The following is a 17,328-nucleotide window of genomic DNA, read 5'->3' as shown; positions in this document are numbered from 1 at the left end:
AGCGCAGTGGGGGGGCATTGGTTATGGGCTTGTGGCGAGTGTCTGTCAGGCATCTGGTGTGGTTATTTCTCATTACGCGTTAGTGGCGGGTGACATTCCACCATTGTTAGGTGCACTGATTCGCCTGACGATTGGCGTGTTTGCTGTGATGCTGATTATCCCTTTCGTTGAAAAGAAGCCGTATTCATCGATAAAAAGAGATTTATGGGAAATGACCAAGTTCGATAAACTGTGGTTATTAGGGGCAATCTTTGTCGGTACGTTTCTCGCTCTATGGCTTCAACAAGTGGCGCTGAAAAATGCTAACCCTGCGATTGCACAAACGTTGATAGCGACCAGCCCGGTCTTTATTTTGGTGATTTATGCGCTGAAAGGGGAGAAGGTGTCAAAACAAAGTATCATCGGGACGCTTGCCGCCCTCGCGGGTATTTCCCTGTTCTTTTATCAATAATCTGTTGGCCTTAGCTACAGAATTACAGAATTACAGAATTACAGAATTACAGAATTACAGAATTACAGAATTACAGAATTACAGAGTGACATGCCATTACTCTGTACAAACTTGATTACGGCCGTTGGCTTTAGCTCGGTATAGAGCTTTATCGGCACGGTAGAAGGTGCGTTGAGTATTCTCTCCGTCACGATGCAAAGTGATACCAATACTCACGGTCAAACCGCGCTCCCCAAGTATCTCATGCCAACCGAATTGGAAGATGCGCTCTCGATAATTTTCAGAGTGCATTTCCGCTTTAGGAAGATCAGTGTTCTCTAGAATGACGAGGAACTCTTCTCCACCAAATCTGACACACGACGCGCCTCTAAACTTAAAGTATGAGCGCAGCTCTTGAGACACACTAACAATCGCTTTATCACCCACTAAGTGACTCAGTTCATCATTGATAGACTTGAAGTGGTCAATATCGATAACCATTAGTGCGAAAGAGGTATCGTGCAGCAGCATGTCCTTCAGTTTCACATCTAACCAGCGGCGGTTGTGTAACCCTGTCAATGGATCGGTGAACACGTCTTGTTGAAGCTGAGCCACCGCATTCTTGTGTTGTTCAGTCGTCTCTTTCAACTCTTTGTTCTCTTGTTCAGAGAGAATGAGTTTGAGCTGTAATTCAAAACGGGACAGGCGGCGTAGTTGGCTTGCACCGAGTTCACTGATTGGGATCTGCTTCATCAGATCGGTTTCAATTCGATAGCCTTTTTTCTCATAGCTTAGCGCTTCTTGAAAACGCCCTTGACTCATACACACATCACTTAGCGAATCGTAGAATCGTTTTGCAAGCACTGGCGACGAGTAGGCTTTCACACGTTTGTCCGTACTCGACAAAATCATGCTCGCGTAGTCTTGCTTGCCGATTGCACTTAGGCAATGTGCTAGCTCTAGACGAGTCATGGTCGCGAGCCAGCTTGCTTGAGTGCTGTTGGCTGGGTATTGAACTTTAGACAGACAGCGTAGCGCTTCATGGTATTTTTTCTTAGCGCGCAGCACCTTCGCTTGGTAAAGCAATATTTGAGCTGTGAGCAACTTGTCACTAACCAAAATACTCAGTTCTTCGCACTCATTCAGTAAATCGCTGGCTGCAGTAATGCGATTGAGTAGAAGCAAGCTTGCTACCATATGCAGCTTGAATTTGAGGCGAAGTGAGCGACTGCTTATTGCGTGGTCTATGCTGCTGATTTTTTGGTAGTAGCGAAGGGCTCTGTTGTGATCGCCATAGGAATCACACAGGTTGCCCATGCCTAAAATAGCTAATACATACTCATCGATATGACCGTGTTCAACCGCGATAGTCGATGAACTGACGAATTCATTGAGTGCTGACGTGTAATCACCGATTTCAACTAAGCGGTCACTTAAGCTGGTTTTGACTGTAAGAATGTCTTCGATATCGGCAGGAAGGTGGAGCAGATCGAGTGCTCGTCTCAACTCTTCGATACTGGTTTGATTTTGTTGTAACTCAGCACGGTACTCAGAGCTAATGATATAGCAGTGCGCTTGCTCTATTTGCGTTGTCGAAACGTGCTGGCGAATGTGGTTCCAGAAGATGATCGCTTCTTCACCTGATACTGATGAAGGGTCTAAACCGGCGTCTGTGATCTTGCTTAATAGAGTTTCCATTATTCTATTACCTCAGCATCGTCTTCTTCGAGTTGTTCAAGCGTGAACGGGAACGTCAAAATATCATTGAGGCTGACGGTTGGTTTCGAACCTTTTAATCCTTTTCTATGCCATGGATAGATATCGAGCATGGTGCTGAGAGTTTGGAAGGTTTGTTCTGCGGCTTCGCCTTTTTCGGAAAGCATAAGAGCCACACGTTCAGAACTTAGTCTTGCGATGAAGTCATTCTGGTTACATAAAGCATGAGCAATCTCGGTACAGACATCTAAGTAATCAGTATCGACATGATGGAACATAATGATGCTGTGGTTTGAACGTTTAAGCTCGGTCTTGAACAGCACCAACTTTTCCCACCAAAAGGTTTCAGAGACAACGTAAGAGAGGTGCTTTTCAGGATCGTACTCGTGCTGACCGCGAATACGGTTAATCAGTTTTCGTGCTCTCTGTTCAAGCTGGCGTTTTGAACTGCGCGCTTTATCTAACCCAACACGTGTCGTTTGCTCTTTTAGCATGCCGATAGAATATTGACGGTACTTTTTAAAGGCGACGAGCGCGGCTTGGAAGTCTTGGTTTTCTTCCGCCACCAAGGATTGTTGGTAACAGATTTGGCTCAGCAACTCGCCATTATCGAACTCGTTTGCGGATTGTTCCGCGAGCCTCAGTAATTCCGCCGCTTGTTCTGGTCTTTTTCTCAGGAGCTCCAATCGCGCTCGGCTGATGTATGAGTGCGCCTTCATCCAAACTAGGTTGTGTTCGACTGCCAGATTGTGCGCTTTGTCCGTGGCACGCTCTGCGTCATCTAAGCGTTCAAGGCCAAGTAGAGCAAGGCCTCGGAAGTCCCACACCTCAGCATGCCAAGTGTTATCTTTATGGTCTTTTAATGCTTCTTCTGCACCGTCCAATACCGACAGCATTTCAACATAGTTGTTGAGCAGGTAGTAATCCCACGCAAGCAGTATTCTGGCTTTACCCTCTAACCAACCAATGCGGCTGTTGTTAGCCACTTTAACGGCAAGCTGGTGGGTAGAACGTGCAAGTTTATATTCGTGGGTCATCCGCCAAATATTGCCAAGGCCAATGAGGCATTCAATTTGAATTTCGACTTCATCAACCAACGCGGACTGCTCTAAGGCATTGATCCAAAACTGTTGGGCGGAGTAATACTTGGCTTGTCCCCAGAACTGGAGCGCGTGTAAATGGAGGATTTCAGGGAGAAAAAGGTCGGTATCTAATCGGCTTTGGCGCTTGTAGGCTTCCTTGATGTATTTTAAACCTTTTTGGTAATCCATCAGGTTCCAGCTACACCTTGCCATTAGCATCAATGACTGGATGGCACCCTCTTCAAACAGAACTTGCTCTGATCGGACTAGGCACTGTTGGGCAATCTCTAGGATCACCGATGGCTCAGAGTCGACACGAGTTTTGAGTTTTTCTAATTCTGTTTCAAGAAGGTACTGATTTTTGTCCAAGACTTAGATCCATGATTATCGAACATATTGATAACACAATCATTATAAGAGTGTAGTTTGAGATAAGCACCAATTATCTTTCGTAGAGCGTCAAAGGAACATCGATCTTTTCTAATTATGGGTGTTACCTCATGTTGTCGCTTTAAAATCAATGAGTTCCCGAATAATTACCTAGAGGCTTTGTTGCTATGAAAGTAGTTGCTTTAGAGTTAATGGCAGCTCCGCTACGCCTAAGCGTTGTGCTGCCGTGAGCCCTTGCTTATCTTGGTAGCACAGATTGTGCCAAGCTCTAAATATGTCGAGCAATGGAAGAATGCCCCCAGGACGAAGCTTACGTCTGGGCTCATTAATAAAGCTATCAAATAACAGCTGAAAGCGCTGTTGATAGAACTTAGTTTGTTGAATTGAGGCCGTGTTAAACCACTGTTTTGGTTCTGGATTGTTACCGGTTAGGTAGCAGATACCTTTCTGGTTATCACCCTGATTCGCAATAGCCCAACGATCTCGCCACCAACTCATGTGAACGATGTCGATCTTTTCAAAACTTTGATCGTCTTGCCAGCTAGAATCTTCCTCGACATACATAAGGTCAATATTTTGACTCTGAATGCGCGGCAAACATACGCTCAAAGCGGCAGATCTTAGTAATGGATCTTGTGGCATATAGATGGCGACATGCTTGTCTTCGTTACACATATCCAACACATGTAAGAAGTGAGCATAAGAGGTATAAGGCGGTCGAATGAGTGCGCCTTTTGAAGGGTAGCTAAATGTGGTGAGGTTACCCATAGGGTCCTCAACGTTACCTCTCGCAAGAATCACTTGGTACTGCTGTTCAATGCGCTCTTTTAGTTTGTCAGAGGGCTGAGGTAGTTCGAGGTTCGCTTCTGAAGAGTGCTCCTTGGATACAAATCGTGCCACATCATCATAAGGGTTGTGGTCGACGTTTCCTGATGGTTCTTCATTTTGAGAGTAGTTAACGTGTTGGCAAAGTATATAGCCAGAATGCGCCTCGCCCGTCGCTATCCACACCACACCGTTGTTACTTTGTGGTTGCAGACGCTGGTAGTGAGATGCGAATTCGTAATCTTTCGCATGGTTAACCCATCGTGCATCGATCATCGCTAATTTACGACGACAACGGCTCGCGATATGGTCAACATGATCATAGAAAGTCTTTGGGTTGATCTCTAATTTTCGGCAGATTTCACGTACGGAATAGCCCATGAACAGTAAGCCCATGAGGTTCTCTTGAAATTGGAGTTTTTTATTGGATCCAGACCATTTATCAACGAAGGTTGATTGGCAGTCTTTGCATCGATAACGCTGTCTGTCGCCACTGTAGCCGAAGGCATGATAAAGATGTTTATGGGTATGAACCGATAAGCCGAAGTTATCGCAATCATCATTACGACAAGCAGGGAGCCCGTCGCTGTGAAGTTGTCTTAGGCGATGAAGTTCGCTTAACACTTCACGATTGTTAAGTAAGGGGGGGAAAGCTCCACATTCACGACAAACCATCGCTGGACGCTTAGGGTTCGCGTGTTGCAAAACATACCGTTTTGCATCGCTCAAGCCAAAGTTGTCACACGCCAATGTTTTACAAAAGTTGAGTTGCAAACCATCCGCATCTTTTGGCAGCTTGTCGTTAGACACGATCTCCCCCTCGGGATTATTTGAGCAGCCAAGCGAGCCTGGCTGCGGGGTAACGCTTTTCAATGTATCTTTGATCAAATCGTTAGATGTTGATTGCTGTCTCTAGAGCAACTTTCATCATGTCGTTGAAAGATTTTTGACGCTCTTCAGAACTTAGTTTTTCACCACGGATGATGTGGTCAGATACTGTTAGGATAGTTAGTGCTTTAGCACCAAGGTCTGCAGCAACACCGTAGATACCAGCCGCTTCCATATCAACACCTAGGATGCCTAGCTTTTCCATTTTTTCGAAAAGGTCAGCTTCTGGAGTGTAGAAAAGGTCTGCAGAGAATACGTTACCAACTTTAACTGGAACTTCTTGTGCACGAGCTTGGTTTACTGCTTCTTCTAGAAGACCGAAATCAGCGATAGCAGCGAAGTCGTGGTTGTTGAAACGAATACGGTTTACTTTTGAGTCAGTAGATGCACCCATACCGATAACAACGTCCATTAGTTTAACGTCGTCACGTACTGCGCCACAGCTACCTACGCGAATTACGTTTTTCACGCCGAACTCAGCGATTAGCTCGTGTACGTAGATGCAACATGATGGGATACCCATACCGTGGCCCATTACAGAAACTTTCTTACCCTTGTAAGTGCCTGTGTAGCCAAACATGTTGCGAACGTCACAAACTTGCTTCACGTCATCAAGGAATGTTTCTGCAATGTATTTTGCGCGAAGCGGGTCGCCCGGCATAAGTACTGTTTCTGCGAAATCACCAGCTTGAGCATTAATATGAGGTGTAGCCATGGTCGTTCTCCAAAGTTTAAACGGTAATTATAGGAACAGGATTTAATCAATTACCGATTCTGTTGAATTGAATTCGTTTTGTTGAGGCAATATTAGCGAGTTAGAACGTGGCTCCATGAGACTTTAGTCACAAAACAGGTCTGCCATTATAGTTTTATTAATATTGATAACCAAATATGTTGAAAGCGTAAAGGCAATCGATTTTGTATGGGTTAATTGCAAGCGAATGAGAGGAAAAGGCTTACATATAAACTTGTTGCCTATCAGTTTCGAGACAACAATACGTTGTAGAGACGTTTGATCAGAGATAATCTAAACTTTGATAAAAGACAAACCAAGGATTTGTATGTCGCATTGCGCTAACTCGACGCCTTTACCGTCAATGAAAACACGACTTCACAGGGCGGTGTCGCTTGTTGTAAGAACTACTTTGCTTGCCAGCGGGATAGCTTCATCGTGGGTGTCTGCTGCAACCTTTGAATTGCCACCAACAGAAAGCCGCATTGTGGGCAGAATCCAGCAACATGAAGTGGCGGCGGGCGAAACCTTAGCCATTATTGCCAAGCAATACGATATTGGTTTTCTTTCTTTAATGGCAGCCAACAAAGGGGTGGATCCTTTTCTCCCTGCGGAAGGCTATGTGCTAAGCATTCCAAGCCGCTTGATTCTGCCTGACACCCCAAGAAAGGGGATCGTCATCAATCTTGCTGAGTTAAGGTTGTATTACTTTGAGCCCGAGAAAAATCAGGTGCATGTTTTCCCTGTCGGCATCGGTCGAGTGGGGCGCGATACTCCCGAGATGATCACCAAGATAAGCCAAAAAAGACCGAATCCAACATGGACACCACCAAATTCGATCCGCAAAGAGTATCTTGAAAAGGGCATTGAGTTACCGAGAGTGGTTCCTGCTGGGCCGGAAAATCCATTGGGTGAGTACGCTTTGAGGCTTGCTTATGGCGCTGGCGACTATTTGATTCATGGTACAAACAAAGACTTCGGAATAGGTTTACGAGTTAGCTCTGGTTGTATCCGAATGGAACCTAAAGATATTGAGTGGCTGTTTGAGCAAGTAAACCGTGGTGAACAGGTCACCATTATCAATGAGCCGATTAAGGTGTCGTTAGAGCCAGATAGAAGTGTGTTTGTTGAAGCGCACGAACCATTAACTCGAAGTGATGGTTCAAAGAAATCATTACAGATCCCTGTGGAACTAAAATGGTGGCTTGAAGAAGCAGAACTGCCAAATTCAAAGGCGAAAGCAGTTATCTTTGCTCAAAACGGCGTGCCTGTTGAGATAGCACCACCTGTGATTGAGTTTTAATTCGATTGTCTCTTTATAACAAGGAGTGGTTTTATCTTTTTTTTACTCGAATTAGTATCGCCCAAAAAAAGCACCACATCCTTTAAGAAGTGGTGCTGTCTATACTGCTTTTTGCGACTTATTTAATCTACAGCTTAATCGCGATTAGATCTAAAACTACTTAGTGTAAGACTCAGCGATGTTGTCGATACGTTCGTTAGCACGATCCGCTTCTTCTTTCGCTGCCATAGCGGCTGCTTCTGCTTCTTGAGCCTTCATTTCTGCGGCTGCTTTGTCACTCTTAAGTGCTTCAACTTCGCTTGTAAGTTGAGCCACTTGGTTAGTTAGTTGATCCACTTCTGATACTGCAGCTTCTTCTGGCTCTGAAGAACAACCGGCTAAAATGAAAACTGATGCTGCAGCTGCGATTAACGTCTTATTCATAAGAACTCCTTGCTTATTTATCATCAAAAGATGCGCTATACATTCTTTATCATATAGTCGCTTCATTAATGATTGTAGCGACTAATTTTTTAACTGCAAAAACAATAACTAAAGAAATTGCTAAATTTTTGAGGGAATTAGCTAAGTATCACGTTGTGTCTCACTTATGAGATGAAGGATTTAGAGACGACTTGAAGGTGTTTTGGCGGGTTATCCCTTTGCTAACAATGCATACAATGTTCTAGCTAAAGATAGATTAAGGGATAAATTTACTGTGATCTCTATCCTTATAAAGTACTTTCGCGGTATCATGTCACGTTAAATTAATTTTATTCAATACCATCATGACTGGAGAGTCCTTTGCACTTTAAAGATTTAGGCTTAGATAACCGCTTACTGAAGAACTTAAAACATTACGACTTCAAGAAGGCGACAGAGATCCAATCAAAAGCGATCCCTGTTGCTATTGCTGGTAAGGATCTATTGGCTTCATCAAAAACGGGATCAGGAAAAACATTGGCGTTTGTGTTGCCAATGATACATAAAGCATTAAAAACAAAAGCGTTTTCTGCTAAAGATCCTCGTGGTGTAATTTTGGCTCCTACTCGTGAGCTAGCGAAGCAAGTTTACGGCGAATTGCGTAGCATGCTTGGTGGTCTGTCTTATGAAGCGGCGCTTATCTTAGGTGGTGAGAACTTTAACGATCAAGTTAAAGCACTGCGTAAGTACCCTCGCTTTATCGTAGCGACGCCAGGTCGTCTTGCTGACCACCTAGAGCACCGCTCATTGTTCCTTGATGGTGTTGAAACGCTAATCCTTGATGAAGCAGACCGTATGCTTGATCTTGGTTTTGCTCCAGAACTACGTCGTATTGCAAACGCAGCTAAGCACCGTCGTCGTCAAACTCTAATGTTCTCTGCGACGCTGGATCACGCTGAAGTGAACGGCATTGCCAATGAAATGCTAGACGCACCTAAGCGCATCTCTGTTGGTGTTTCTAACGAGCAACATCTTGATATCACTCAGAAATTCTACCTATGTGATCACCTAGATCACAAAGAAGCGATTCTAGACCGTGTACTAGAAGAAGCTGAATACCGTCAGGTCATGATCTTCACAGCAACTCGTGCTGATACGGATCGCCTAACGGATAAGCTGAATGAGAAGAAGCTTAAAGCAGTTGCACTGAGCGGTAACTTAAACCAAACGCAGCGTAATGCGATCATGAGTCAGTTTGAGCGTGCGGTTTACAAGATTTTGGTAACAACCGATGTTGCTTCACGTGGTATCGATATTCCAAACGTAAGCCACGTAATCAACTTTGATATGCCGAAGCACACCGAAGAATACGTTCACCGTGTTGGTCGTACTGGCCGTGCAGGTAACAAAGGCGATGCAATCTCTTTGGTTGGTCCAAAAGACTGGGACAGCTTCAAGCGTGTTGAGCTTTACCTTCAACAAGATCTTACTTTCTCAGTGCTTGAAGGCCTAAAAGGTAAGTTCAAAGGTATTAAGCCTCGTAAACCTGCGTTTGCTAAAGGCGGTCCTGCGAAGAAGAAAACCAACACTCAAGCGAAGAAAACGCCGAAGAAACCAGTTAAGCGCGATAAGAGCTTCCACCAGAATGTGGCAGTGGGTGATACCGTGTTTATCCCTAAGAAGAAAGTTGCGCCAAAAACTGACGACGAGTAATCACCAGCCAGTTAAAAGCGTTTGTTTGTAAAACTGACATAAATAAAAACCGCCATTATTAGGCGGTTTTTTTGTATCTTTACTTTGTCTGAGCCATTAGCTAGCTGTATTTAGCTAGAAATCGAACGTCGAGAACGAATACGCCAAGATGTGGTCTGCAATGTATTTATGAGTAGCTGTAGTTGGGTGCGTCACGCCCCAGAATACATAGCTGTCTGAACCATAGGTCGCACAATCATTGGTTGAGCTGTGGCTTTTCAGGTAGTCGGCCGCTGAGCTTCGATTAATATCAAGACAAGCATCACTCGCGTTTCGAAAGCCATGTTGTTCTGGGTTATCAGTAATGCTGGCGAACAACTCACTCGCATCGAACAACACCACGTTTTTCCCCATACCTTGGTAATACTCTGCTTGAGCTTTGATGAACTGGTTGAATTCTAAGATCTTGCCACGAACTTTTATGATCTCTTGCTCGGTTGAGTATTTGAATTGAGGGGCTTTGGTTGCATCGGGTAAGGTGAACAGTAGGATATTGTTCGCACCGGATTCCGTTAAGCGGATCAGCGCGCTGCTAAAGTCAGCTTTTACATCGGCAACTTCTCGGTTGTAGTTCATGAAGTCATTGAGGCCAAACTCGAGAGTAAACAGTGAGTTTTCCGGGCGATAGTTTTTGGCGACTTTCATGTAGGTCAGATAAGAGGTGACTTGATCATAAACACCAGTCAATGCCACGTATTGGTTGGTACCTGCGGCGCCACCCACAGCCCAGTTATACAGAGGGACATCTTTCGCTTTTGCTAAATACTCCGTCCAGACTAAACCATTCGAAAAGTGCCCTAAAAACCACGAATCTGTGTTCGGAAAAACCCATTGAGAGCCATTAAATAGATTACCAGTGTCGGACAGGCTATCGCCAAAGGTGACAATACGGTTGATGCTATTGGCTTGAAAAGCGTTGTCGTTGGTCCAGATTGAGTGGTTGTAAGAGAAGTGATTATCTGCGGCAAAGTAGGTGATGTCAGCGACGTCATGTTGGATGTCGAGCGTCTGTTCGCAACGCTGTTTGATTTCAGATTGAGGCGCATCACTGTAAAACATGTTTTTGAAAGAAACAGAAGACCACCAATATCCGTTGATCGTGTAGTAATCACCATTCTCTTTCTTTGCCCACTTCCAGTCGGTGGCTGGGGAGTCATGAGAGGCATCGGTTCGATACCAACATCTAACATATGAATAGGTCTCTGAGCCTTGTGTACTGAGTACTTGTGCAGATGTAATCGATTCTGGTGTTGGTATTGAGTCTTCAGCGGCATAAGCGCCAAAAGGCAGGGCTAACGAGAGTATTAAAGCCGTATTTTTCATCACTGTATTCTCTTTTGTATTTAGTGAGCCAAACAAAACGTTGTTGCTTGTTGCCTATTGTTTGTTGATAAGTGGATAAGTAAATAACTGGTACGACCTATATCTAAGATTAATGATTATCGTCAATGCATTCAGGCTTATGGTGTGTCGTTAATGGCATAAGCATCGAGTTTTCAACGAGTTTGTGGTTGAAAAATACCTGTTTCCAAACGGTTATTTGTCGACAAACTTTGGATTATTACGAATGTTGAATTGATATTTGAGTCAGAGTATTGAAAGAACAATCTCATCAACCTTAGTTAAATGTTAATTTAATCAATTGCTTATGGTTTCGGTTTTCCTTCTGATTCTGTTTGCCTAATGTTCATCGCACCTGTTTAATTCAAGTTCGCCATCACAAATATCAAATCGTTACTTTCTGTTTTATAAAATCATCATCTACGGTTCTTTTACTCATCAGAGGTCTAATCTGTTTAAGGAAAGAGCATTGAAAAAGATATTAATTTGGACGATAGCCTGCCTATCCAGTTTTGGCGTATATGCCGGAACGAGCGCATCAGCATTAGAAGCCAGCGGATACACTGAAACGAAATACCCCATTATGTTGGTACATGGTCTGTTTGGTTTCGATACATTAGCGGGCGTCGACTATTTCTATGGCGTACCTGAATCCCTAACCAAAGATGGCGCGAACGTATATGTCGCTCAGGTCTCTGCAACCAACAGTTCAGAGGTCCGTGGTGAACAGTTACTTAGCCAAGTTGAAACGCTGCTAGCTGCAACAGGAGCAAGTAAGGTGAATCTGGTTGGTCATAGCCACGGTGGGCCTACGGCTCGTTATGTTGCGTCAGTTCGACCGGATCTTGTTGCTTCAGTGACCAGTATTGGCGGTGTGCATAAAGGTTCTAAGGTTGCTGATCTCGTTAGAGGGAATGTATCTGAAGGCTCTGTCACAGAAGGTATCGCGGTGAAATTAGCAGGTGGATTAACGACACTGATTAACCTTTTATCTGGTGGAACGGATCTCGACCAAGATGGCCTCGCTTCTCTTGAAGCATTGACCACAGAAGGCTCACTAGCATTCAACCAGTTTTATCCTGAGGGCGTTCCGAACTCTGAGTGTGGTGATGGTGAGTGGCAAGCAAGTAACGGCGTTTATTACTATTCATGGACAGGGTCTTCCACTTTTACCAACCTTCTTGATCCTACCGACGGAGCGATGACAATCCTAGGCTTAGCTTTCAATGAACCTAATGACGGGTTAGTAGGAGCATGCAGCGCCCATTTGGGCAAAGTGATTGGTGATGAGTACAAAATGAACCACCTAGATGAGATCAATGGGTTATTGGGAATTCACCACTTGTTTGAGACCGATCCTGTGACTCTATATCGTCAGCATGCCAATCGATTGAAGTTGGCTGGCTTGTAGTCTGCAAAGCAGTTTAATAAGAAAACAAGGAAAGTATGATGAAAAAGACCGCCATTTTGTCGATAACCACGATAGCCCTGATGAGCACAGCGGCGGTCTTTTTATATCTAAATAATCAAGATACACATACTGACGACGAACAACGCGTCTCCTCATTGAAAGTCGCCTCTCAACAAGACACCGACATTGATAACGCATCAGCAAAAGACATGATGGAATACTTCGTATCGGGTAATACAGAATTAACCCTTGAAGATATTCGAGGCAATGTGGCGAAACACCACGAGCAATCATCAACAGCCGTGGTCGATGAAGCACTGTTTGCCAAATATATAGAGTATAAGTCGGCACTGGCATCGTTGGACGTACAATTCGATACCACATCCATTTCCGCTGATGACCTACGCGCACTCAATCAAGCGCTTCTTGATCTTCAAGCTCAGTTCTTCAGTGAGAGCGAGATAAGTATTCTGTTTACGCATGACAACAGAATGAGAGAAATCGCCTTAGAAAAGTTACTCCTGAAACAGGAGGGATTAGAGGATGAAGAATACCAACAAAGACTTGAATCCTATTTATCTGAGCAACCTGATTATGTTCAGTCGAGTCACCAGAATCAGGTGTTACTCCAACAGCTCTCTAGCTCTGAAGGTCTCGATGAACAGGGTAAATATTTAAAGAGAAGCGAACTTGTTGGTGAAGAAGCAACCCAAAGACTTGAAGCTCTTGATAAACAAAGAGCGGCCTTTGAAGACTCTTTTGAGGTCTACTTGGCAGAACGAAATGATGTTTTGAAAGATTCATTCCTATCAGAAACCGAACAACAAGAGAAGATTGCGCAACTTAGGACTGAACATTTCCCACCAGAACAGCTTAGAAGGGTAGAAGCGATTGAAAGAATTCGAGCTAATGAAACTAAACAGTAAAGTCATTTAGTTTAATTAAGTAAACGATTGCTTATTCTGTAATATGGTAAATTATTGCTTATAGTCAAAACTATCAACTGGTTTTCTTCTTCTGAATAAACATAAATATTCCATAGTAATACAAGAGCAATTCATAATTAATTGACGTATCTATCGTGATTAATATCACATATTTATGTAAATGATAATTGATCTCATTATCGTTTGAGTGCAGTATACGCGAAATTTATTAAATTAGCGTATGGATTTGTTGAGTTTATGAAAGTGTTTGTGTTGTTAGCTTTTACTCTTTTACTGATGGGGACGGTCAGTGCTTCCGATCAGCTCTCTTGGCTTAGAGATGATTCCCGTAGCGCGAGCAACGTACTCAACTATCTTAATCAACAAAATAATAAAACTCAGCAGTATCAAGAACGTATTCGGTTATTGAGTGAATCCTTGCAAGACAATTGGCAGGACAATCGCCCAGAGAGAGCTGACAAACCGTGGTTTGAAATTGGTGGGTATGAGTATGCGATCCTCAATCACAATGGTGAAAGAGTTTTGTCGTCCCGATTGGTTGGGAATGAAGAATCAACGGAGCTACTTAACCTTGACGATCGATCTACCGGTCTTGATTACTATCAGTTAGCTGGCTGGGCATTAAACTCAACCAGAACACAGCTGGCGATCGCCGAAGATGACACAGGATCAGAACAGTACCGAGTCAGTGTTGTTGATCTTAAAACTCGTCAAGTTACCCCAATCGCGCGGAATGTAGACAGTACACTTGCGTGGTCGAAAGACGATCAATCTCTGTATTTGGTTCAACTTGAGCAACAAACTTCGAGACCTTATGCGCTAACGCAATACTTCTTAGACCAGTCAGAACCAAATCAATTAATTGAAGAACCAGATTCTGCGTGGTTACTGTCGTACTACCTTTCAAGTGATACGCAATTTGCTATCGTTCAGGCAAACAATGAAGATTCAAGTGAGCAACGCCTGTTAAATCTTGATACCGGCGAAATCTCTAAACCTTTCTTACCTCGCAGAACTGGCGTGGAGTACTACGTTGATGTTATTGGCTCTCGTTTATTCTCGAACAGTAACCATGCTCGTAAGGGATTTGCTTTTTACTCGGTAGCGCTTAATCAAGCATCAAAAATAGATAATTGGAATGCTGTTTTTGAACCGAGTGATGAATCTAGAATCAGTAACTTTCATCTGTTTGAGTCGGGGCCTGTGATCATCACCCAGACTGGTGCGTCTCAATTTTTACAATTCTTCGATAACGACGGACGTCATCGTTCAAGACAGCTGATAGCAGAACCAGATCAAGTTGCTTGGGTAAGCCAAGTAGGTGACTACCAAAGTAACAAACTGCACATTCGAAGCATGTCTTTAACTCAGCCAGCGAAGTGGGAGCGGCTGAATACTGACACTCTAAAACGAGAGCTCTTCTCTCAAGATCACTACCCTCAATATCAAAAATCTAACTATTATTCCGAGCAAGTCATCGTCAACTCTGGCGGGGTAACGATCCCAGTAACTTTGGCGTATCGCAAGGATAAGCTCACGAAGGATACACCTCTGTTTTTGTACGGGTACGGGGCCTACGGAATGACGATGAAGCCTTACTTTATGCCCCAAATCATTAGCCTACTTGATGAGGGCGTGATTTATGCAATTGCACATGTTCGCGGTGGCGGCTTTTATGGTGATGCTTGGTACCAAGCAGGAAAAGGGGTCAAAAAAGAGAATGCTATCTCGGATTTCATTGCTGTAGCTCGAGATTTGACGACATACGATCAAGGTAGACGTCCAATTTACGCTATGGGTGGAAGCGCTGGTGGCACTCTTGTTGCCGCAGCATTAAATCAGGCTCCTGACTTGTTTAGTGGTGCAGTCCTTAAAGTCCCCTTTGTCGATGTCGTGAACAGCATGTCTGATTCTGTAATACCTCTAACGGCTCAGCAGTATGGTGAGTGGGGCAATCCAAATATTGCCGATGAATTGAAGGTAATGAAGCAATACGACCCTTATCTGAATCTTAGCGAACAAAACTACCCACCAATATTGATTCAGGTTGGCCTCAATGACCGCCGAGTTCCCTATTGGGAAGGAGCTAAGTATTACGCAAAACTTAGCGAACTAACGACCGGGAGCGGGCCTTATTTATTGTCGACAAACTTTACTCAAGGGCACTCGGCAGACAGGCGACGATCGCAATCGCAACAAGCGTTTGAGTACGCATTTCTTTTATCACTTATCCCAAAAGACATTAAAGCGGAGCAGTAAATGAAGCTTTCCCCCTTATCAGCGGCAGTACTGAGTGTACTTGCTGCCAACCTCGTGCACGCCGAATCTGAGGTTTATCACTTTGAAGAAGTGATCGTAACAGCGAATAAAATAGAACAGCCACTATCCAAAGTCGCTGGGTCAGTGGCTGTGATCACTGGTGAAGAACTAGAGAAAAAGGGTGCAACAGAGCTTTATGATGCAATAAAGAGCGAGCCGGGAGTTAGTGTTTCTGGGGGAGCGGGGCGACCTCAAAACATCACTATCCGCGGAATGACAGGTAACCGTATCTTGATAGTGAAAGACGGAATCAAGTCTGCTGATGGCTTTGGTGCCAATGACATCAATGACAAGATTGGACGTAACTCGTTTGATATGTCTAACCTAGAAAGTATTGAGGTTATAAAAGGGGCTAGTTCGTCTGTATTTGGCTCAGGTGCTATTGGTGGTGTGGTGGTGGTTCGGACTAAAAAGCCGGGGGACTATCTCGAGGAAAAAGATTTCTATAGTGATGTCTCTGCAACCTATACCGGTATCAGTAATAAATACAAAGGCGCAACAAACCTCGCCTTCCGTTCGGGAAAATTCGAAAGCTTGGTTAATCTTTCTTATTGGGAAGGTGAAGAAACTCGAAATTTTGATGAAGACTTATATAACCGAGACATAGATGGTGTCGGTGGTGGTTACACCTTGAACTACTGGTCAAGTGATGCCTTGATGCTCAAAGGGAATGTTGAGTACTACAAAGAGAATCTAAGTCGAAAAGAAGGTACCTCTAAGATCCAAAAAGACGGTAAGTGGGACACTGAAGATTTTGACCAACAGTCTTATACTGAGACGTTTTCTGCGTATGCGGGCTTTGAGTATCTGCCCCTAAATTCTTGGTTTGAGGTGTTAGATGCCAAGATATATTGGCGTGATATGACTAATGAGGACACAACGAATCGTTTGATGTCTCGAACCAACAACAACGTTTCCGAGCTTCGTAGAACGATTGATGTTCGTGGTTTCACGGATCAACTTCTTGGTGCTAACGCCGATTTTATTAGCGCATTCCAACATCAAAACATGATCCATACCTTGTCTTATGGCATGAGCATGGAAACCAACCTCCATGAGCGTCCAAGTCAATCTTCTGTTTTAGACTGGAACGGAGTGTCACTTAACGCGGATGTCCCTTTTGCTCCAGCTCGCTCGTATAACTTTGCTGCATTTGTTCGTGATGCGATTGAAATTGATCAGTGGACGGTGACGGCAGGTGCCCGTTTCGATTCACACCAGTTGAAACCTGAGTCACAGAGCACGATCAATGGCTACGAAGTGAAGGAACAAAGCTCTAGCGAGTTCTCACCTAGCTTATCGGTGAGTTATCAGTTAACAGAATCTCTCAACACATACCTTTCGTACAACCACGGCTTTAGAGCTCCGGGTTATGACAAAATTTATGGTTATCAAAACCATGACTTTGTCCCAATTACCCCATTTGTCATTGTGCCTAATATGGACCTAGAGGCCGAAACCAGTGATTCGTTTGAGCTAGGTAGTAAGTTTGATAATGGCCAAACTCAGTTATACGCCGCCGTTTTCTATCAGAAGTTCGATAATTTTATCGACGTTAAACAGATCACGTTTGTACCTGACTCAAATACAGGCAACTACTACAAGCAGTATCAAAACGCAAATGGAGTCGAGACGTACGGCATCGAAGCGTCAATTGCGCATCGTTTGAATGACTTTTGGAGTGTGAGTACCAAAGTCGGTTTTGTTGATGGTGAAGATGAGGATGGAGAAAAAGTTCGCACATTAACCCCTTGGGAAGGCAATGCCGAGGTGACTTATGACGACAACA

Annotated in this window: 13 protein-coding genes; 7 read left to right on the top strand and 6 right to left on the bottom strand. The window is 43.9% G+C overall.

What is annotated here, in order from left to right; translation table 11 throughout:
• Nucleotides 1-451, top strand: a 451-nt coding sequence (locus IQQ51_RS27405) for a DMT family transporter (RefSeq protein ID WP_228013027.1), incomplete at its 5' end; no start/stop codon positions are given.
• A 96-nt stretch (nucleotides 452-547) separates the two neighbouring features.
• Here the strand turns inward: IQQ51_RS27405 and IQQ51_RS19450 are convergent.
• From IQQ51_RS19450 to deoD, 4 genes are all read right to left on the bottom strand, one after another.
• Entirely contained in the window at nucleotides 548-2,128 is a 1,581-nt protein-coding gene (locus IQQ51_RS19450; protein WP_193841869.1) for a GGDEF domain-containing protein, read from the bottom strand.
• Complete coding sequence (locus IQQ51_RS19445; RefSeq protein ID WP_193841868.1) at nucleotides 2,128-3,597, bottom strand: hypothetical protein; 1,470 nt, start codon at nucleotides 3,595-3,597, stop codon at nucleotides 2,128-2,130. Before IQQ51_RS19445 ends, IQQ51_RS19450 begins: the two co-directional genes overlap by 1 nt.
• A gap of 186 nt (nucleotides 3,598-3,783) precedes the next feature.
• Complete coding sequence (locus IQQ51_RS19440; protein ID WP_193841867.1) at nucleotides 3,784-5,253, bottom strand: IS1 family transposase; 1,470 nt, start codon at nucleotides 5,251-5,253, stop codon at nucleotides 3,784-3,786.
• Nucleotides 5,254-5,335: 82 nt separating this feature from the next.
• Complete coding sequence (gene deoD / locus IQQ51_RS19435; RefSeq protein WP_017061880.1) at nucleotides 5,336-6,046, bottom strand: purine-nucleoside phosphorylase; 711 nt, start codon at nucleotides 6,044-6,046, stop codon at nucleotides 5,336-5,338.
• A 346-nt stretch (nucleotides 6,047-6,392) separates the two neighbouring features.
• Here deoD and IQQ51_RS19430 point away from each other — a divergent pair, with 346 nt between their 5' ends.
• Nucleotides 6,393-7,367: a L,D-transpeptidase family protein gene (locus IQQ51_RS19430; protein ID WP_193841866.1), complete on the top strand. Its 975-nt coding sequence runs from the start codon at nucleotides 6,393-6,395 to the stop codon at nucleotides 7,365-7,367.
• Nucleotides 7,368-7,523: 156 nt separating this feature from the next.
• Here IQQ51_RS19430 and IQQ51_RS19425 read toward each other — a convergent pair whose 3' ends face one another.
• Nucleotides 7,524-7,790, bottom strand: coding sequence for an Lpp/OprI family alanine-zipper lipoprotein (locus tag IQQ51_RS19425; RefSeq protein ID WP_050632813.1), 267 nt, complete (start codon nucleotides 7,788-7,790; stop codon nucleotides 7,524-7,526).
• A gap of 360 nt (nucleotides 7,791-8,150) precedes the next feature.
• Between IQQ51_RS19425 and IQQ51_RS19420 the strand changes: the two genes are divergently transcribed.
• The gene (locus tag IQQ51_RS19420) at nucleotides 8,151-9,482 is read left to right on the top strand and encodes a DEAD/DEAH box helicase (protein ID WP_048609810.1); all 1,332 of its coding nucleotides are present in this window, start codon (nucleotides 8,151-8,153) and stop codon (nucleotides 9,480-9,482) included.
• Between the two features lie 114 nt (nucleotides 9,483-9,596).
• Here the strand turns inward: IQQ51_RS19420 and IQQ51_RS19415 are convergent, their stop codons facing one another.
• Nucleotides 9,597-10,844 (bottom strand): SGNH/GDSL hydrolase family protein, encoded by a 1,248-nt coding sequence (locus IQQ51_RS19415; protein ID WP_193841878.1) that lies wholly within the window; start codon nucleotides 10,842-10,844, stop codon nucleotides 9,597-9,599.
• Between the two features lie 487 nt (nucleotides 10,845-11,331).
• On the opposite strand from IQQ51_RS19415, the gene IQQ51_RS19410 reads away from it, so the two are divergent.
• From IQQ51_RS19410 to IQQ51_RS19395, 4 genes are all read left to right on the top strand, one after another.
• Nucleotides 11,332-12,273, top strand: coding sequence for a lipase family alpha/beta hydrolase (locus IQQ51_RS19410; RefSeq protein WP_228013023.1), 942 nt, complete (start codon nucleotides 11,332-11,334; stop codon nucleotides 12,271-12,273).
• 38 nt (nucleotides 12,274-12,311) lie between these two features.
• Nucleotides 12,312-13,199 carry a lipase secretion chaperone gene (locus IQQ51_RS19405; protein ID WP_193841865.1) on the top strand — a complete coding sequence of 296 codons (888 nt, stop codon included), beginning with the start codon at nucleotides 12,312-12,314 and terminating at the stop codon, nucleotides 13,197-13,199.
• A gap of 258 nt (nucleotides 13,200-13,457) precedes the next feature.
• On the top strand, nucleotides 13,458-15,479 hold the full coding sequence (locus IQQ51_RS19400) for a prolyl oligopeptidase family serine peptidase (protein ID WP_193841864.1): 2,022 nt from the start codon (nucleotides 13,458-13,460) through the stop codon (nucleotides 15,477-15,479).
• The coding region (locus tag IQQ51_RS19395; RefSeq protein WP_228013021.1) for a TonB-dependent hemoglobin/transferrin/lactoferrin family receptor at nucleotides 15,480-17,328 on the top strand (1,849 nt) is incomplete at its 3' end.

The sequence above is a fragment of the Vibrio sp. OPT18 genome (genome assembly GCF_015163615.1).
Classification (GTDB): Bacteria; Pseudomonadota; Gammaproteobacteria; order Enterobacterales; family Vibrionaceae; genus Vibrio; species Vibrio coralliirubri.
The sequence above is the reverse complement of the archived record's forward strand: the minus strand, read 5'-3'. Positions and strand labels throughout refer to the sequence as shown.